At 72.9% G+C, this 16,755-nt stretch carries 18 protein-coding genes; 5 read left to right on the top strand and 13 right to left on the bottom strand.

Annotated elements, in window-relative coordinates; all coding sequences use genetic code 11:
- Positions 1-2: 2 nt before the first annotated feature.
- From ACFYOP_RS29625 to ACFYOP_RS29610, 4 genes are all read right to left on the bottom strand, one after another.
- Positions 3-668, bottom strand: coding sequence for a lytic polysaccharide monooxygenase (locus ACFYOP_RS29625; RefSeq protein ID WP_356896823.1), 666 nt, complete (start codon positions 666-668; stop codon positions 3-5).
- 221 nt (positions 669-889) lie between these two features.
- Entirely contained in the window at positions 890-1,441 is a 552-nt protein-coding gene (gene mug, locus ACFYOP_RS29620; protein WP_356897042.1) for a G/U mismatch-specific DNA glycosylase, read from the bottom strand.
- A complete protein-coding gene (purB, locus tag ACFYOP_RS29615; RefSeq protein ID WP_356896821.1) occupies positions 1,438-2,880 on the bottom strand; it encodes an adenylosuccinate lyase in 1,443 nt (480 codons plus the stop codon). Before purB ends, mug begins: the two co-directional genes overlap by 4 nt.
- Before the next feature lie 91 nt (positions 2,881-2,971).
- Positions 2,972-3,766 (bottom strand): SGNH/GDSL hydrolase family protein, encoded by a 795-nt coding sequence (locus ACFYOP_RS29610; RefSeq protein ID WP_356896819.1) that lies wholly within the window; start codon positions 3,764-3,766, stop codon positions 2,972-2,974.
- Positions 3,767-3,826: 60 nt separating this feature from the next.
- Between ACFYOP_RS29610 and ACFYOP_RS29605 the strand changes: the two genes are divergently transcribed.
- Complete coding sequence (locus ACFYOP_RS29605; RefSeq protein WP_356896817.1) at positions 3,827-4,831, top strand: maleylpyruvate isomerase family mycothiol-dependent enzyme; 1,005 nt, start codon at positions 3,827-3,829, stop codon at positions 4,829-4,831.
- Positions 4,832-5,329: 498 nt separating this feature from the next.
- Here the strand turns inward: ACFYOP_RS29605 and ACFYOP_RS29600 are convergent, their stop codons facing one another.
- From ACFYOP_RS29600 to ACFYOP_RS29590, 3 genes are all read right to left on the bottom strand, one after another.
- Positions 5,330-6,343: a hemolysin family protein gene (locus ACFYOP_RS29600; protein ID WP_356896816.1), complete on the bottom strand. Its 1,014-nt coding sequence runs from the start codon at positions 6,341-6,343 to the stop codon at positions 5,330-5,332.
- Positions 6,340-7,686: a hemolysin family protein gene (locus ACFYOP_RS29595; RefSeq protein WP_356896814.1), complete on the bottom strand. Its 1,347-nt coding sequence runs from the start codon at positions 7,684-7,686 to the stop codon at positions 6,340-6,342. The genes ACFYOP_RS29600 and ACFYOP_RS29595 overlap by 4 nt, the downstream gene beginning before the upstream one ends.
- 170 nt (positions 7,687-7,856) lie before the next feature.
- Complete coding sequence (locus tag ACFYOP_RS29590; RefSeq protein ID WP_356897040.1) at positions 7,857-8,279, bottom strand: GNAT family N-acetyltransferase; 423 nt, start codon at positions 8,277-8,279, stop codon at positions 7,857-7,859.
- A 148-nt stretch (positions 8,280-8,427) separates the two neighbouring features.
- Between ACFYOP_RS29590 and ACFYOP_RS29585 the strand changes: the two genes are divergently transcribed.
- Entirely contained in the window at positions 8,428-8,643 is a 216-nt protein-coding gene (locus ACFYOP_RS29585) for an antitoxin (protein ID WP_356896812.1), read from the top strand.
- Entirely contained in the window at positions 8,640-9,011 is a 372-nt protein-coding gene (locus ACFYOP_RS29580) for a fic family toxin-antitoxin system, toxin component (protein ID WP_356896810.1), read from the top strand. Before ACFYOP_RS29585 ends, ACFYOP_RS29580 begins: the two co-directional genes overlap by 4 nt.
- Before the next feature lie 16 nt (positions 9,012-9,027).
- On the opposite strand, the gene ACFYOP_RS29575 is transcribed toward ACFYOP_RS29580, so the two are convergent.
- From ACFYOP_RS29575 to bioB, 5 genes are all read right to left on the bottom strand, one after another.
- A complete protein-coding gene (locus tag ACFYOP_RS29575) occupies positions 9,028-9,714 on the bottom strand; it encodes a class I SAM-dependent methyltransferase (protein ID WP_356897038.1) in 687 nt (228 codons plus the stop codon).
- 67 nt (positions 9,715-9,781) lie between these two features.
- A complete protein-coding gene (locus ACFYOP_RS29570) occupies positions 9,782-10,135 on the bottom strand; it encodes a VOC family protein (protein WP_356896808.1) in 354 nt (117 codons plus the stop codon).
- 5 nt (positions 10,136-10,140) lie between these two features.
- Positions 10,141-10,854 (bottom strand): dethiobiotin synthase, encoded by a 714-nt coding sequence (bioD, locus tag ACFYOP_RS29565; protein ID WP_356896806.1) that lies wholly within the window; start codon positions 10,852-10,854, stop codon positions 10,141-10,143.
- Between the two features lie 382 nt (positions 10,855-11,236).
- On the bottom strand, positions 11,237-12,526 hold the full coding sequence (locus ACFYOP_RS29560) for an adenosylmethionine--8-amino-7-oxononanoate transaminase (protein ID WP_356896804.1): 1,290 nt from the start codon (positions 12,524-12,526) through the stop codon (positions 11,237-11,239).
- Positions 12,519-13,709: a biotin synthase BioB gene (bioB, locus tag ACFYOP_RS29555; protein ID WP_356896802.1), complete on the bottom strand. Its 1,191-nt coding sequence runs from the start codon at positions 13,707-13,709 to the stop codon at positions 12,519-12,521. Before bioB ends, ACFYOP_RS29560 begins: the two co-directional genes overlap by 8 nt.
- Before the next feature lie 145 nt (positions 13,710-13,854).
- On the opposite strand from bioB, the gene ACFYOP_RS29550 reads away from it, so the two are divergent.
- Positions 13,855-15,000 carry an 8-amino-7-oxononanoate synthase gene (locus ACFYOP_RS29550; protein WP_356896800.1) on the top strand — a complete coding sequence of 382 codons (1,146 nt, stop codon included), beginning with the start codon at positions 13,855-13,857 and terminating at the stop codon, positions 14,998-15,000.
- Between the two features lie 262 nt (positions 15,001-15,262).
- Positions 15,263-15,682, top strand: coding sequence for an ATP-binding protein (locus ACFYOP_RS29545; protein ID WP_356896798.1), 420 nt, complete (start codon positions 15,263-15,265; stop codon positions 15,680-15,682).
- 36 nt (positions 15,683-15,718) lie between these two features.
- On the opposite strand, the gene ACFYOP_RS29540 is transcribed toward ACFYOP_RS29545, so the two are convergent.
- Positions 15,719-16,651, bottom strand: coding sequence for a LysR family transcriptional regulator (locus ACFYOP_RS29540; protein ID WP_356896796.1), 933 nt, complete (start codon positions 16,649-16,651; stop codon positions 15,719-15,721).
- Positions 16,652-16,755: the final 104 nt, after the last annotated feature.

The following is a 16,755-nucleotide window of genomic DNA, read 5'->3' as shown; positions in this document are numbered from 1 at the left end:
GATCAGCGGAAGTTCACGTCACTGCACAGGAAGTAGGTCTGATCCATGTGCGAGGCCTGCCAGATCGTGTAGACGACGTGGCGACCGCTGTAGCCGGACGTGCTGACGGGGATCGAGTAGTTCTGGCTGGGTCCGTACCGGCCGGTGCGGGCGACCAGTTCGAGGTCGCTCCAGCGCAGGGGCTGGGTGGTGGGGTCGTAACCCTGCCGCGAGACGTAGACCTGGAAGTAGTCCGCACCGTGACTGGCCTGGTCGTACAGCTTGACGGTGAAGTCCGAGCCGATGTCCGTGGTCTTCCACGCGCCCACGGTGTCCATCGAGTTGTAGCGGCCGCCTTCGGTCCGGCCGCCGCTGCACAGCTGCCCGTCCGGGACGACCGCACGGAAGTTGCCGCCGGAGCCGTTGCGGTAGAGGCCGTTCCAGTTCCACATGGCGTTCGGGTTGTCCTGCCATGCCTGCCAGCACATCGGGTCCTGCTGTGCCATGGCCGGATTCTGGAAGTCGCTGCCCCAGCGCTGCCAGCAGCCGTAGTTGCGCGATCCCGGGTCGACGACCGACCCGTGAGCGACGGCGGTGCCGCTCCAGGGGATCAGGCTGAGCAGCGCCGCGACAAGGGTCGTGAGGACGAGCGTCAGACCGCGGTGCTTGTAGTGTGCATGACAATCCATGATCGCCTTCTTTCCGTGGGGGAGTGTCGGCTTTCTTGGGGGTTCCGACGGTGCGGGCGCTCCCGCGGCGTCGTGGGAGCGCTCCCATGCCTTTCAGGCTGCGCCTCCCGAAACGGACCGGCAACGTCTAATCACGCCACTTCCGCCGCCGTGTGGCGCGAAAGTGGCGGTCGCCGGACGGTGCGGACGGCCGCGGACGCGGAACCCGTCCGGCCGGGGCCTCAGGGCCGGCCGGCGGCGGCCTCTCGCAGCCGCCCGTACTCCTCGGCCATCGTCTGCGCGGTCCAATGGGCGTTGAGCCCGCTCGGGTTGGGCAGCACCCACACCCGCGTGCCGCCGATCGTCCGTTCCTGCGGACCGATCCGGGCCGAGCGCTCCCCGAACGCCGTGCGGTACGCCGTCACGCCCACCACGGCCAGCCAACGGGGCGCGAGCCGCGCCACCTTCGCCGCCAGCAGCCGGCCGCCCTCGCGGAACTCCTCGTCTCTGATCTCGTCGGCCCGTGCCGTCGTCCGCGCCACCACATTGGTGATGCCGAGGCCGTACGAGAGCAGCTCGCGCTGCTCCGACGGCTTCAACTGCCGCGGGGTGAAACCGGACAGGTGCAGCACCGGCCAGAATCTGTTGCCGGGCCGGGCGAAGTGGTGCCCCATGGCGCCCGACATCAGCCCCGGGTTGATGCCGCAGAACAGTACTGAGAGACCGTCCGCGACCACGTCCTCGATGACGCGGTCGCGAGCGGCCTCCAGCTCGGCGGGGGTGGGGCGGGTCAGAGGATCGCGCCCGGGGTGTAGGCGGCGGCCTCCGGGTGCTGCTTGGCGATCTCCTCGATCCGGGAGACCACCGAGGCCACCTGGTCACCCGCCGCGCCGGTGAACGACAGCTTGTCCGCCATCAGTTCGTCCAGCTGGGCGCGGTCCAGCGGGATGCGTTCGTCGGCGGCCAGCTTGTCCAGCAGCTCGTTGCGCTCCGCACCCTGCTCCCGCATGGCGAGCGCGGACGCGACCGCGTTCTCCTTGATCGCCTCGTGCGCCACCTCGCGGCCTACGCCGGCGCGGACCGCACCCATGAGGACCTTCGTCGTGGCGAGGAACGGCAGGTACCGGTCCAGCTCGCGGGCGACGACCGCCGGGAACGCGCCGAACTCGTCGAGCACCGTCAGGAACGTCTCCAGCAGCCCGTCGAGCGCGAAGAACGCGTCCGGCAGCGCCACTCGGCGGACCACGGAGCAGGACACGTCGCCCTCGTTCCACTGGTCACCGGCGAGCTCGCCGGTCATCGACGCGTAACCGCGCAGGATGACCATCAGACCGTTGACGCGCTCGCAGGAGCGGGTGTTCATCTTGTGCGGCATCGCGGAGGAGCCGACCTGGCCCGGCTTGAAGCCCTCGGTGACCAGCTCGTGGCCGGCCATCAGCCGGATGGTCTTCGCCACCGACGAGGGCGCGGCGGCGAGCTGCACCAGGGCCGACACAACGTCGTAGTCCAGCGAACGCGGGTACACCTGGCCGACCGAGGTGAACGCGTGGGCGAAGCCCAGGTGGGCGGCGATACGCTGCTCCAGGTCCGCCAGCTTCGCGGTGTCCCCGCCCAGCAGGTCGAGCATGTCCTGCGCGGTGCCGACCGGGCCCTTGATCCCGCGCAGCGGGTACCGGCCCAGCAGGTCCTCCAGACGCCCGTACGCGACCAGCAGCTCGTCCGCGGCGGTCGCGAACCGCTTGCCGAGCGTCGTCGCCTGCGCCGCGACGTTGTGCGAGCGGCCGGCCACGACCAGCTCCGCGTACTCGCCCGACAGCTTGCCGAGCCGCGCCAGCACCGCGACCGTACGGTCCCGCATCAGCTCCAGCGACAGCCGGACCTGGAGCTGCTCGACGTTCTCCGTGAGGTCACGCGAGGTCATGCCCTTGTGGACGTGCTCATGGCCGGCGAGGGCGTTGAACTCCTCGATACGGGCCTTCACATCGTGCCGGGTGACCTTCTCGCGCTCGGCGATGGACGCCAGGTCGACCTGGTCGAGCACCCGCTCGTAGTCGGCGAGCGCCGCGTCCGGCACCTCGATCCCGAGGTCCTTCTGCGCGCGCAGCACCGCCAGCCAGAGCTGACGCTCCAGCTTGACCTTCTGCTCGGGGGACCAGAGCACGGCAAGCTGCGCGGAGGCGTAGCGGCCGGCCAGAACATTGGGGATGCGAGGCTTCGCAGACACAGCAGTCACGTGACCAGATTCTACTGTGGGTTCGCGCAGCTCAGCGCCCCGCCCTTCGTTGTGGCTTGCTACGAGGAGATCACGAGGGCGGTCGTGGGGGTCAGGTGTCGGCGGCGGACGTCAGGCCGGGCTCGTACGGCAGCAGTTCCGGCCGTTTCGCGGGCCTGCCGTCGCCGGAGGAACGGCCGGTCAGCCGCCGCCCGATCCACGGCCCCAGGTGTCGGCGGGCGAACTGCGCGTCGGCCACCCGCCGCGCCGCCCAGTTCCCGCGGAGCGCGGGCGGCAGCGGAGCCTGCCAGTCGTCCTCGGCGTCCAGGCCGAGTCCCTGCCAGACCGCCTCCGCGACCCGGCGGTGACCCTCGGTCGTCAGGTGCAGCCGGTCGGCGTCCCACATCCGCTGGTCGCTCAGGGCGGCGCAGCCGTAGAGGTCGACGACGAGCGCCCCGTGCCGCGCCGCCAGGGAGTCGACATGGGCGAACAGTTCCTCCATGCGCGGGCGGAACCGTTCCATCACCGGGCCCGCGCGGCCCGGGCTGCGCATCAGCACCAGCTGACCGCACGACGGCGCGAGCTTCTCCACCGCCTCCTCGAGGAGGTCGCGCACCCGGACCATGTCGCACTTGGGTCGCAGGGTGTCGTTCAGCCCGCCGACCAGCGTGACCACGTCGGCGCCCATGGAGGCGGCGAGGTCGACCTGCTCGTCGACGATCTGCCGGATCAGCTTGCCGCGTACGGCGAGGTTCGCGTAGCGGAAACCGGGGGTGCGGGCCGCGAGCCGGCCGGCGAGGACGTCCGCCCAGCCGCGGTACGAGCCGTCGGGCAGCCGGTCCGACATGCCTTCGGTGAATGAGTCACCGACCGCGACAAAACTGGTGTAGTTGGCATTGATCTCCATGGCGCAGCGATCGTACCGCGCGGTAGGGTCCCTCGGTTCCGTATCCGGAGGGGAGCTTTCGTGAGTGACGCACTGCTCAACGCGCTGGCCGAGGCGCTGGCCGAAGTGGTGACCCTGATCGACACCTGCGACGACGACGTGCTCGACCCCGACACCGCGGTGAAGTGGCTGGAATCCACCGGATTCCTGCTGGACAGACTGCCGCCCGCCGACCGCCGCGAGCTCGCGACACTCGTCCGCGGGGCGGCCGGCCGCCACCCCGAGGGCGGGTGGCGCGACGAACTGCTCCGCGTGCCGGACGGCTTCGGACTGGACGACGACCAGCACGAGCGGTACTGCGACGCCGTCGAACGCCTCGTCGGCGAGTTCGTCCGGACCGTACGGGGCGCGGACCCGGCGACCCCGGTCCCGACCTGCCCCGGCTGGACCATCGCCGACCTGGTGAAGCACCACGGCACCACCCACCGCTGGGCGGAACACGTGGTACGGACGCGGGCCACCGAACGCGTCTGGGCCCGCGACGTCCCCCTCGACCTGCCGGACGAGCCGGCGGCCTACCCGGACTGGACGGCCCGCGGCGCCGAAGCCGCCCTGCGTACTGTGCGCAAGGTGGACCCTGACCTGCCCATGTGGTCCTACGGGGCGGACCGGCGGGTCGCCTTCTACCCGCGGCGCCTCCTCTTCGAAGCGGTGATCCACCTCGCGGACGCGGAACTGGCGCTCGGCCGTGAACCCCGTATCGCGCCGGGGACCGCGGCGGACGGCATCGAGGAGTTCCTGGAGAACCTGCCGCACTACACGTGGATGACGGAACCGATCCGGTCGCTGCCGGACGGCTCGGTCTCGCTCCTCGCGCGGGACACCGGCGCGGCGTGGACCATCGCCTTCGGCGGGGCGGGGTTCTCGTGGACGAAGACGGCGTCGGCCGCGCCGGTCACGGTCGCGGCCACGACGGCGGACCTGCTCCTCCTGCTCTACGGCCGCCGCGCTCCGGAGCCGGCCCGCTTCACGGTCGAGGGGGACCGTGGGGCGCTCGACGGGTGGCTCGCGGTGACGGCGTTCTAGGAGGTCTCCGGCGACGTGTCACCGGACCGCGGTCCACCACCCGTGATCAATCGCCGAGCAGCAGCTGCGCGGCCACCGTCGCCCCGTCGGTGCGGAACGTGCCGGCCACGGCCCTGGCCCGCGCGCGCGTCTCGGGGGTCAGATCCGGGCTTCGGCGGCTGATTCTGCGGCACGACGGGGGCCTTGCCGCAAGCCCCCCGGTGCGCTATATGTTGATCATGGAAAGGGTGAGTGCTCCCCTTTCGCCGGCGCTGGGAGGGCCCGGTTGTCGGGGCTCCGCCCCGAGCCCCGCGCCTCAAACTCCCCCTACGGCCTGGCGGCCGTGGGAGGTGCCCCCGGCGAGGCTGGAGTTGGCCGGTACACCAGCCCGGGCAACTCCAGCCCGGCCCGCGCGCAGGACGGCCACCGAAGTCCGGGGCATGCCCCGGACTTCGGGAAGGGGCGGGCAGGGGAACAGCCCGCCGCAGGCCCAGCCACCCGCACCCGCGACGTCTCCCCTCAGTCCGGGCGCCCCACCAGCTCCCGCAGGATGTCCTCCATCGTCACCAGCCCCTCCGGCCGCCCGTCCTCGTCGAGGACCGCCGCCAGGTGGGTGCGGCTGCGCCGCATCGCGGTGAGGACGTCGTCCAGCGGGGTCGTCGCCCGCACCCGGGCGATCGGCCGCATCGCCGAGACCGGGAAGGCGACGTCCCGCGGCGCCGCGTCCAGCGCGTCCTTCACATGCAGGTAGCCGAGGATGCGGCGCCCCGCGTCCACCACCGGGAAGCGGGAGAAGCCCGACTCCGCGGAGAGGCCCTCCAGCTGTTCCGGCGTCGTGCCGGCCTGCGCGTACACCACGCGTTCGATGGGCAGGACCACGTCACGGACGGGCCTGCGGCCGAGTTCGAGGGCGTCGCGGAGGCGTTCCGCGGAGCGGTCGTCGAGGAGGCCGGCCTCGCCGGCGTCCTGGACGAGGCTCGCCAGCTCGGCGTCGGAGAAGGTAGCGGTGACCTCGTCCTTCGTCTCGACCCGCAGCAGCTTCAGCAGACCGTTGGCCAGCGCGTTGATCGTGAAGATCACCGGCCGCAGCGCCCGTGCGGTCGCCACCAGCGGCGGCCCGAGCAGCAGCGCGCTGCGCAGGGGCTCCGCGAGGGCGATGTTCTTCGGCACCATCTCGCCGAGCAGCATGTGCAGATACGTCGCGAGCGCCAGGGCGATGACGAACGAGATCGGATGGACGGCTCCGTGCGGCACGCCCACCGCGTCGAAGGCCGGCTCCAGCAGATGCGCGATGGCCGGTTCGGCGACGATGCCGAGGACCAGGGTGCACAGCGTGATGCCCAGCTGGGCGGCCGCCATCAGCGCCGAGACGTGCTGCAGACCCCACAGCACGCTGCGTGCCCGGCGGTTGCCCGCCTGCGCCTCCGGCTCGACCTGGCTGCGCCGCACCGAGATCAGCGCGAACTCCGCGCCGACGAAGAAGGCGTTGAGGACGAGTGTCAGCAGGCCGACGAAGAGCTGGATCGCGATCATCGTCCCGCCTCCCTGAACTCGTCGGACGCGACGGCCGCCGCGAGGGGCGCGTGCATCAGCACCCGCGCCGCCCGCCGCCCGGACGCGTCGGTGACGTCGAGCTGCCAGCCGGCCATGTCGATGACGTCGCCCTCGGCGGGGATGCGCCCCAGCTCGGTGGCGACGAGTCCGGCGAGTGTCTCGTACGGGCCGTCCGGCACTCGCAGCCCGATGGCGGCCAGCTGGTCGGTGCGCGCCGCGCCGTCGGCGGACCACAGGGACCGCCCGTCGGCGTCCTCGCCGGCCGGGGCCAGGTCGGGCGTCTCGTGCGGATCGTGCTCGTCGCGTACCTCTCCGACGACCTCCTCCACGATGTCCTCCATGGTCACCACCCCGGCCGTGCCGCCGTACTCGTCGATGACGACGGCCATGGTGGACCTGCCCTGCAGCCGGTCGAGCAGCCGGTCGACGGTCAGCGACTCCGGCACCAGCACCGGTTCGCGCAGCAGCTCGGAGACCCGCAGCCGCGGCCGGTTCTGCGCGGGCACGGCCAGTACGTCCTTGATGTGGGCGATGCCGACGACGGTGTCGAGGCTGCCCCGGTAGACCGGGAAGCGGCTCAGGCCGGTCGCCCGGGTCGCGTTGGCGACGTCCTCGGCCGTGGCCTGCACCTCGAGGGCCGTGACCTGTACGCGCGGGGTCATCACGTTCTCCGCGGTGAGCTCACCGAGGCCGAGGGTGCGGACGAAGAGCTCGGCGGTGTCCGCCTCCAGCGCGCCCTCCTTCGCCGAGTGGCGGGCCAGCGCGATCAGCTCCTTCGGGCTGCGTGCCGAGGCGAGCTCCTCCGTCGGTTCCATGCCGAGCCGCGTCACGAGGCGGTTCGCGGTGTTGTTGAGGTGGGCGATCAGCGGCCGGAACGCGGCGGTGAAGATCCGCTGCGGCGTGGCGACGACCTTGGCTACGGCCAGCGGTGAGGAGATGGCCCAGTTCTTCGGGACCAGCTCGCCGACGACCATCAGCACGACGGTCGACAGCCCGGTGCCGATGACCAGCGCCGCGGACGAGGCGACGGAGGGGGAGAAGCCGAGGTCCTCCACCGGGCCGCGGATGAGCTTGGCGACCGAGGGCTCGGCGAGCATGCCGACGACCAGATTGGTGACGGTGATGCCGAGCTGGGCGCCGGACAGCTGGAACGTGAGGCTGCGTGCGGCCTTGAGCGCACCGGCCGCGCCGCGTTCGCCCCGCTCCACGGCCCGTTCGAGCTCGCCGCGTTCCACCGTCGTGAGGGAGAACTCCGCCGCGACGAAGGCCCCGCAGGCGAGGGAGAGCAGCACCGCCACAGCGAGCAGAAGCAACTCGGTCATCGGTTCACCTCCGTCCCATGATCGGACAGCGGGAGGAGGATTGCGCGATGTCGGCTACTGGGAGGCTCGCCCATGGACGGACGCTCACACCTTTCATACGGGGAGTGGACAGTGCTCCCCATAGTAAAGGACGGGCAAAGGGCCCCCGCGCCCCGCGACCGCCCAGATCCTCAAGCCAAGGGCTTGACCCAGCGGCGCCAGTGGTCCTCGCGCTCGTACCCGGCGGCCGCCCACGCCCGGTGCGCCCGCTCGTTGGCCTCGAGCACCATCGCGTCCCCGCGCCGGCCGCCCACCGCGACGAACCGTTCCTCGGCGGCCGCCAGCAGGGCCGTGGAGATTCCGCGCCGGCGGTGGGAGGGCAGCACCGCCAGCCGGTACAGGGAGCAGCGCCACCCGTCGTAGCCGGCGATCACCGAGCCCACGAGGACGCCGTCCAGCTCCGCCAGGATGAGCGCCTCGGGGTCGCGGGCGATCAGGCGCGTGACGCCGTCGACGTCGTCGGTGATGCTGGTGCCCTCCGCCGCCTGCTGCCAGAAGGCGAGCACGGCCGCGGCCTCCTCGGGAGCGGCGTCGCGGATGCGCAGGTCGGTCACGGTGCTGGTCGGCGCGTCGGTCATGGCCGCGAGCCAAGCATGTCGCGTGCCGGACCCGCCACCGGCTTTCGCGGTGTGAGACGGCCGCCCGGCGGGAGAGGGGAGTGGGCTCTTGCGGGTGCTAGTGGCCTCGCGCTAGCTTGAGGGTGTGGCCAAGACCCAGCTGAACGTACGCGTGGACGAGTCCACCGCGGAGACCGCCCGGCAGCGGGCGCTGCAACGCGGCGTGAGCATGAACCGGTACATCGAGGAACTCGTCAAGCAGGACGCCGGCGAAGCGGGACGCACCTTCGTCGACGCGGCGGCCGACTTCATGAAGCAGTACGAGTCGGTCTTCGCCGAGGAGTTCGGCGACAAGCGTTGAGCCTGCGGATCGACCTCGCCTGGCTGCTCATGGTGGCCGAGCACAAGACCCCCGGCGACCCGCAGGTCACGGACTGGGGTGCGCTCGTCGCCGCCGTCAGCCGTCACGAGGCGGAGATATTCGGCGTCCCCGTCTACGCCGACCCGGCCGCCAGAGCCGCCGCCCTGCTGCAACTGCTGCTGCACGTGCCGGCGCTGGAGCGGTCCAACGCCATGTTCGCCTCGGCCGTCGCGTACGGCTATCTCGTCGCCTGCGGCCTGAAGGTCGTCACCTCGCCCGAGCAGGTGCGGGACCTGGCCCGGCTGGTCAAGGACGGCGACGCCGACGTCGCCCGCATCGCGGAGGAGCTGCGGAACTGGAGCGAGTGACGCGCCGGCGACCGGCCTACCGGCCCGCCTCCCGCTCCCGTGGACGGCGCGCGACGCCCAGGACGCACGGCGAGGTCGGCAGCTGCGGCCCGCTGCCCGGCACCCGGAACCGCCGGTAGGGGCCGAGCTCGAACCCGGCCTCCTCGATCGCGGCGATCGGGTCGCGGGCGGTGTGACAGCCGCCGAACAGCAGCGGCCACACGGTGCGGTCCAGGACCTTCTGCGCCGTCGAGAGGCCGCGGCCGTCCGCGAGCCCGTGCTCGAAGAACCGCAGCTCTCCGCCCGGGCGCAGGACCCTCTTGATCTCGGACAGTGCCCGCGGCAGGTCCCGTACGGTGCACAGCACCAGCGACGCGACCGCCGCGTCGAAGCCCTCGCTCTTGACCGGCAGGGCCTCGGCGGCGCCGGGCACCACGTCCACCGGGACCTCGGCGCGCAGCGCGGCCTGAACGGCCAGCTCCCGCAGGGAGCGCTCCGGTTCGAGAGCGACCACCTCGGAGACGGCGGCGGGGTAGTGCGCGAAGTTCAGACCGTTGCCCGCGCCGATCTCGATCACCCGGCCCGACAGCCCGTCCAGCAGCTCGGCCCGGTGGGCGGCGATGCCGCCCTTGAGGTCGGCGCTCACACTCACCTTCGCGTAGAAACGGGCGAAGACCGGATGGTGGACGGCGTCCTTGGGGACTTTCGTGCCGCGCTGAGCCATCGGAACCATGGGGGCCTCCCGGGACGGACTGGCCGGTCACCGGCATTCTCCCCCCGGCCGGCGCCGATCAGGCGTCGAGCGGTGCCACGAAGCAGAACTCGTTGCCCTCCGGGTCGCGCAGCACCTGGAACCGGCCGTGGTCGTCGGTGACGACCGCGCCGAGGCGCACCGCGCCCAGCCCGACGGCCTCGTCCGCCGCGGCGTCGACGTCGCCCGCGTCCAGGTCGAGATGCAGCCGGTTCTTGACCGACTTGCCCTCCGGCACCCGCTGGAAGGCGAGGCGTACGAACTCCGGCGGATCGATGTACGACCAGTCGTCGGACCGGTCCACCGGATCGCCGCCCAGCAGCGCGGCCCAGAACCGCGCCAGCCGGGCGGGGTCGTGGCAGTCGAGGACGAGCTCGTCGATCCTGGCACGCATGGAACTCACCCTACGGCGGCGGCGAACGCCCCCGCATCCCACCGGCCGCCGAGACACGGCGCCAGCCAGGCGGCGGCGCCACGCCTGAACTCGACCGGCGCGAGCGAGCCCGCGCCCGCCGGGACGACGCCCAGCAGCGGGACGCCCGCCGCGTCCGGCAGATCGGCCAGGTTGCAGCGGGCCGCGAGATCCGGCTCGCCCGGCCAGCTCCCGACCACGACCCCCAGCTGCTCCAGGCCCCTCGTACGCAGCGCCTCCGCGGTCAGCGCGGTCATGTTCAGCGTGCCGAGCCCGGCGGGGGCGACGACGAGCACCGGGGCGGCCAGCTCCGCCGCCACGTCGGCGAGAGTGGCGCCGTCGTCGTCGAACCGTACGAGCAGGCCGCCCGCGCCCTCCACCAGCACCAGGTCGTGCTCGGTGGCCAGCTTCGCGGCTGCCTCGGCGACGTCGTGCGGGCGCACCGGAGGCAGCCCGGCCCGCCGGGCGGCGGTGGCGGGCGCCAACGGCTCGGGGTAGCGGGCGAGTTCCCTTCGCGTCACGTCCCCGGCGAGCCGCCGCACCACGTCGACGTCGCCGTCCTCGCCCGGCCCGACGCCGGTCTGCGCGGGCTTCACGACGGCGACGGACCGCCCTTGCGCGAGGGCCGCGGCGGCGAGGGCCGCGGTGACGACGGTCTTGCCGATCTCGGTCCCGGTTCCGGTGACGACGATCACTGCCATGCGCGTCCGTGCCTTTCATCCGTTCCGACTGCGCTTACCCCCACCCCGGCCCTTCCCGAAACCGGGCTCTGCCCGGACCCGCGCCTCGAACGCCGGCGGGGCCGGGTTGGCCGGTCTTGGCGGGGCTCCGCCCCGAACCCCGCGCCTCGAACTCCCCCTACGGCCCGGCGGCCGCGGGTGGGGGTACCTCCCACGCCGCCAGGCGTAGGGGGAGTGCCCCCGGCCGGCGATTGAGGCGACCGCGCGGAGCGCGGTACCGGGGTCCGGGGCCTGCCCCGCCACGCGGCGGAGCCGCACATGCCGCACATGCCGCACATGCGGTACAGCGGGAAGGGGCGGGGAGGGGAACAAGCCCGCCGCAGGCGACCCGCACCCGCGACCGTCACCCCGCCCCCACCGCCGCCCGCACCCCCCGGCACACCCGCGCCAGATCCGCGTCGTCCGTGACGTACGGCGGCATCGTGTAGACGAGGTCCCGGAACGGGCGGAGCCAGACGCCCTCCCGGACCGCCGCCTCCGTCGCCGCGGCCATGTCGATCTCGTGGTCGAGCTGGACGACGCCGATCGCGCCGAGGACGCGGACGTCCCGTACGCCCGGCAGTGCGGCCGCCTCGGCGAGCCCGTCCCGCAGGCCCGTCTCGAGGCGCTTCACCTCCTGCTGCCAGTCCTGGCCGAGCAGCAGGTCGATCGAGGCGCAGGCGACGGCCGACGCCAGCGGGTTGCCCATGAACGTCGGGCCGTGCGCCAGCACCGGGACCTCGCCCCGCGAGATCCCCTCCGCCACCCGCGACGTGCACAGCGTCGCCGCCATCGTCAGATAGCCGCCGGTCAGCGCCTTGCCCAGGCACATCACGTCCGGCGAGATCCCCGCGTGCCCGGCCGCGAACAGGGTGCCGGTGCGGCCGAAGCCGGTCGCGATCTCGTCGAGGACGAGCAGCACGCCGTACTCGTCGCACGCCTCCCGCAGCACCCGCAGATACTCGGGGGAGTGGAAGCGCATACCGCCCGCGCCCTGGACGACGGGCTCCACGATGACCGCCGCCAGTTCGTCCGCGTGCCGGGCGATCAGGTCGCGCAGGCCCTGCGCGTACGACTCCTCGTACGCGGCGGGCGGCGCGTCCGCGAAGAGCTGGCGGGGCAGGACGCCCTGCCACAGCTCGTGCATGCCGCCCTCGGGGTCGCACACCGACATGGGCTGCCAGGTGTCCCCGTGGTAGCCGCCGCGCCAGGTCAGCAGCCGCTGCTTCGCGGGGCGGCCCACCGAGCGCCAGTACTGGAGGCACATCTTGACCGCGACCTCGACGGACACCGAGCCCGAGTCGCAGAGGAAGACGTGCCGCAGCGGCTCCGGGGTGATCTCGACCAGACGGGTGGCCAGCCGCACGGCGGGCTCGTGGGTGAGCCCGCCGAACATCACATGGCTCATCCGCCCGAGCTGCGCGGTCGCCGCCTCGTTGAGGACCGGGTGGTTGTAGCCGTGCACGGCCGACCACCAGGACGACATGCCGTCGATCAACTCGCGCTGCCCGTGCACCTCTTCGGCGAGCCGCAGCCGGACGCCCGAGGCGGACTCGACGACCAGCGGGTCCGTACGGCCCGGCATCGGGCCGTACGGGTGCCAGACGTGGGCCCGGTCCAGGGCCCGCAGCTCGCCGGGGGTGAGGTCAGGCATTGGGCGCGAGGTCCGTCCCGGCGCCCCGGCGGCGCACCGCCACCAGGTCCGTACGGGCGGCCGGCTCCGCTGCCGGCTCCGCCGCCGAGGCGGCCGCCTCGGCCGGCGCGCCGCTCGCGCAGCCGCCCTCGCCGCTCCCGTCACCGTCGCCGCACACCGACCCGCAGCCGCCGCCCGCCGCGCGGTGGCCGGGCAGGGTCGTCGTGTCCGTGCCCTCCACCTCGAAACCGGCGTCCGTGATCATGTCCAGGTCGGCCTGGCCGGCCTGGCCCTCGCTGGTCAGGTAGTCGCCCAGGAAGATCGAGTTGGCGAGGTGCAGCGCGAGCGGCTGCATCGAGCGCAGATGCACCTCGCGCCCGCCCGCGAGCCGGACCTCCACGTCGGGGCAGACGAACCGGGTCATCGCGAGGATGCGCAGACACCGCTGCGGTGTCAGGTGCCATTCCTTGGCGAGCGGTGTGCCCTCGAAGGGGATGAGGAAGTTCACCGGGACCGAGTCCGGGTCGAGCTCCCGCAGCGCGAAGACGACGTCGACCAGGTCCTCGTCGCTCTCACCCATGCCGGCGATGAGCCCGGAGCACGCGGACAGGCCCGCGGCGTGCGCCTTGGTGACGGTGTCCACGCGATCCGCGTAGGTGTGGGTGGTCGTGATGTCCCCGTACGTCCCCTCGGACGTGTTCAGGTTGTGGTTGTACGCGTCGGCGCCCGCGTCGCGCAGCCGCTCGGCCTGACCGTCCGAGAGCAGCCCGAGACAGGCGCACACCTCGACGCCCTCGTTCTGCTCCTTGATCGTCTCGATGGTCTTCGAAACGCGGTCCACGTCACGGTCCGTCGGGCCGCGCCCGCTCGCCACCAGGCAGACCCGCTTCGCGCCGCCCGCCACACCGGCCGCCGCGGCCTGGGATGCCTCCTCCGGCTTCAGCCACGTGTACTTGAGGATCTCCGCCTTCGAACCCAGCCGCTGGGAGCAGTACGAGCAGTCCTCCGGGCACAGGCCCGACTTCAGATTGACCAGATAGTTCAGCTTCACCCGCCGTCCGAACCACTGCCGGCGCACCTTGCCGGCCGCGGCCACCACTTCGAGCAGGTCGTCGTCGGAGGTCGCCAGTACGGCGAGCGCTTCTTCACGGGTCGGCAGCTCGCGCCGCAGCCCCTTCTCCACCAGCGTGTTCAGCAGGTCCATGGCGCAGATCCTTGCGCACGGCACGGGCCCGGGCCAAGGAGGAACTCCACAACAGCGCTGTTTGGAGGTGTGTGCATGGCCACACCCGACGCCTGCCCGAGCCGGGCTAGGGTCTGTCCGCTGCCTACAAAAGGACCGGACCACCATGCCGCAGGATCCTTTCGACTGGATCGACGACGAGTCCCGCCGACGCGAGCACGCGGGCCTGGTCCGTACGCTCCGGCCGCGCGCGGCCGACAGCGACCTGCTGGATCTTGCGAGCAACGACTATCTGGGACTCACCCGCCACCCGGAGGTCACCGAAGGCGCCGTCCGGGCCGCCCGCCGGTGGGGCGCGGGGGCCACTGGTTCGCGGCTCGTCACGGGCAGCACCGAACTCCACGCCGAACTGGAGGGCGAGCTCGCCGACTTCTGCGGTTTCGAGGCGGCCCTCGTGCTGTCCTCCGGCTACGCGGCCAACCTCGCCGCGGTCACCGCGCTCAGCGGCCGTGACGCGCTCGTCGTCTCCGACGCGGGCAACCACGCCTCCGTCGTCGACGGCTGTCGCCTGTCCCGCGCGGAGACGGCGGTCGTGCCGCACGCCGACGTGGCGGCCGTACGCAAGACGCTCGGCGCGCACCCCGGCCGCCGGGCCCTCGCCGTCACCGACTCGGTCTTCTCCGTCGACGGCGACGCCGCGCCCCTGCCGGGCCTCGCCGACGCCTGCCGTGAGCACGGCGCGGCGCTCCTCGTCGACGACGCGCACGGCCTCGGCGTCCTCGGCGACGGCGGCCGGGGCGGCCTGGACGCCGCCGGGCTGGCCGGCGCGGCGGGCACCGTCGCCACGCTGACTCTGTCCAAGTCCCTGGGCAGCCAGGGCGGGGCGGTCCTCGGCCCGGCCCGGGTCATCGACCACCTGGTCAACACCGCGCGGACGTTCATCTTCGACACCGGCCTGGCGCCCGCCGCGGCCGGCGCCGCGCTCGCGAGCCTGCGGGTGCTGCGCCGCGAGCCCCGCCTTGCGGTCCGGGCCCGCGAGGTCGCCGCGACGCTGCACCGGCGACTGACCGACGCCGGGCTCACCGCGGCCCGGCCGGACGCCGCGGTGGTCTCCGTACAGGCGCCGTCACCGGACGCGGCGCTGCGCTGGGCGGCGGACTGCCGGGCGGCGGGGCTCGTGGTCGGGTGCTTCCGGCCGCCGTCCGTGCCGGACGGGATCTCCCGTATCCGTCTCACCGCCCGGGCGGATCTCACCGAGCGGCAGATCGACGCGGCGCTCGCCGTGATCATCGGGGCGGCGCCCGGCCGTTGAGCCGGACCGCCGGGGCCGGCCGCGCCTTGCCGGGCCCCTCTGCCGGGGGGCCTGTGCGGGGGCCTGTACAGGGGGCTCAAATACGTTCGCCCGTAGCAGAGTTCACCGCATCGAGCGACAGAAATGTACTGATCTCGGTGGATCCCCGACCCTGACGCACGATAAGTGGCACTCTGACGCGGAAGCGTAATCCGTGGCCGTTCCCGCGTTTCATCCGCGACGAGTCGGAGCCCGGCCGCGGTGGGAAAGGGACAGCGCCGCCATGGCAGACCATCAGGAAACATCCGTCACTCTGCCGAACGAGCCGGCCTCGGTCTCCGCCGCGCGGAGACATGTCACGGACGCCGTGTGCGAGTGGGGGCTCGAGCCCGACGACACCGTCCGGCTGATCGTGTCCGAGCTCGCCACCAACGCCGTTCAGCACACCTTCGGCCAGTCGCCGACGTTCACGGTCGACCTGCGGCTCGAACGCGACGAGGAGCTGTGCATCGGCGTCACCGACAGCCATCCGCGATGGCCGCAGCGGCTGCCCGCCGCCGTCCGCCAGGACAACGGCCGCGGCATGGTCATCATCCGCACCCTCACCGCGGAGTACCGCGGACGGATGTCCGTCACGCCCACCGAGGAGGGCGGCAAGACCGTCTGGATCGCACTGCCCTGGTCCGTCCCCGTGCGAAGCTGACTGCCGCCGTCAGACGCGCGACGCCACGCGACCCCGTCACTGCGGGGCCGGCCCCGGACGGGCGCCCGCCCTGCCGAACGCGCCGCGCAGCAGCGCCCGCAGAGACCGCACGGCGGGGCCCGAGTCCTCGCCCCGGTGCGCCACCGAGATCGTCCGGCGGAACGCGGCCGGCTCCAACTGGCGCGTCCGCAAAGGCGTCGACGCCATCGCGGCGACCATCTCCGGTACGACGGCCACCCCGAGCCCCGCGCTGACTAGCGCGCACACCAGTGCGTAGCCGGGTGACTCGCACACCACGGCCGGCGTCGCACCGGCCCGTGCGAGCGCGCCCTCGACCCCCTTGCGGGGCGGGTGCGAGGGAGCGCTGCTGATCAGCGGCTGACCGGCCAGGTCTCCGACGGGCAGCCGGCCGGAACCGCCGGCCAGCACATGCCCCGGCGCCGTCACCAGCACCAACTCCTCCACCAGCAGCGGTTCCACGACCACGCCCGACGGCGGCGCGGCCCGCTCGGCCGGTTCATAGGTGTGGGTGAGCGCCACGTCGACCTCCCCGGTCGCCACCGCGGAGACACCGCCCGGCGGTTCGTACTCGGCGACGCTGAGCTCGACGCCCGGGTACGCGCGGCGGAACGCGCTCAGCACCGGCGGCAGCAGATGGATGCCGGCGGTGGTGAACGTGCCGACCCGCAGCCGGCCGCCGGAGAGCTCCGAGAGCCCGGCCAGCTCGTGCCGTGCCCGCTCCATCTCGTCCAGCACCCGCCGGGCACGCTCGGCGAGCAGCTCGCCGGCCGCCGTCAGGCGCGCGCCGCGGTGCGAACGCACCACCAGCACCGCCCCGGCCTCCCGTTCCAGCTTGGCGATCTGCTGGGACAGGGCCGGCGCCGTGTAGCCCAGCCGGGCGGCCGCCCGGGTGATGGAACCGGCCTCCGCCACGGCGACGAGCGCGGCCAGCCGGGTCGGGTCGTACATGCCACCCCTTAACCTCGCCGTTTCGCTTGGTGTGGGACCGGTTTCTGTGCGGCAACACGAAAGTGCCTTCTGAGCTGGGACGATGAACCTTGTCGAGGGGTTCT

The sequence above is a fragment of the Streptomyces sp. NPDC006294 genome (genome assembly GCF_042870895.1).
In the GTDB taxonomy this organism is placed as follows: Bacteria; Actinomycetota; Actinomycetes; order Streptomycetales; family Streptomycetaceae; genus Streptomyces.
Note: the sequence above shows the minus strand (reverse complement) of the source record. Positions and strands in the feature narration are given on the sequence as shown.

What these genes read in the sequence shown, in the direction of transcription:
- ACFYOP_RS29575 (WP_356897038.1), bottom strand. Translation starts at nt 9,714, where the DNA reads ATGGCTCAGCGCGGCACGAAAGTCCCCAAGGACGCCGTCCACCATCCG.
- ACFYOP_RS29540 (WP_356896796.1), bottom strand. Translation starts at nt 16,651, where the DNA reads ATGTACGACCCGACCCGGCTGGCCGCGCTCGTCGCCGTGGCGGAGGCC.
- ACFYOP_RS29610 (WP_356896819.1), bottom strand. Translation starts at nt 3,766, where the DNA reads ATGGAGATCAATGCCAACTACACCAGTTTTGTCGCGGTCGGTGACTCA.
- ACFYOP_RS29570 (WP_356896808.1), bottom strand. Translation starts at nt 10,135, where the DNA reads ATGCGTGCCAGGATCGACGAGCTCGTCCTCGACTGCCACGACCCCGCC.
- bioB (WP_356896802.1), bottom strand. Translation starts at nt 13,709, where the DNA reads ATGGACCTGCTGAACACGCTGGTGGAGAAGGGGCTGCGGCGCGAGCTG.
- ACFYOP_RS29595 (WP_356896814.1), bottom strand. Translation starts at nt 7,686, where the DNA reads ATGACCGAGTTGCTTCTGCTCGCTGTGGCGGTGCTGCTCTCCCTCGCC.
- ACFYOP_RS29625 (WP_356896823.1), bottom strand. Translation starts at nt 668, where the DNA reads ATGGATTGTCATGCACACTACAAGCACCGCGGTCTGACGCTCGTCCTC.
- ACFYOP_RS29600 (WP_356896816.1), bottom strand. Translation starts at nt 6,343, where the DNA reads ATGATCGCGATCCAGCTCTTCGTCGGCCTGCTGACACTCGTCCTCAAC.
- ACFYOP_RS29560 (WP_356896804.1), bottom strand. Translation starts at nt 12,526, where the DNA reads ATGCCTGACCTCACCCCCGGCGAGCTGCGGGCCCTGGACCGGGCCCAC.
- ACFYOP_RS29545 (WP_356896798.1), top strand. Translation starts at nt 15,263, where the DNA reads ATGGCAGACCATCAGGAAACATCCGTCACTCTGCCGAACGAGCCGGCC.
- bioD (WP_356896806.1), bottom strand. Translation starts at nt 10,854, where the DNA reads ATGGCAGTGATCGTCGTCACCGGAACCGGGACCGAGATCGGCAAGACC.
- ACFYOP_RS29550 (WP_356896800.1), top strand. Translation starts at nt 13,855, where the DNA reads ATGCCGCAGGATCCTTTCGACTGGATCGACGACGAGTCCCGCCGACGC.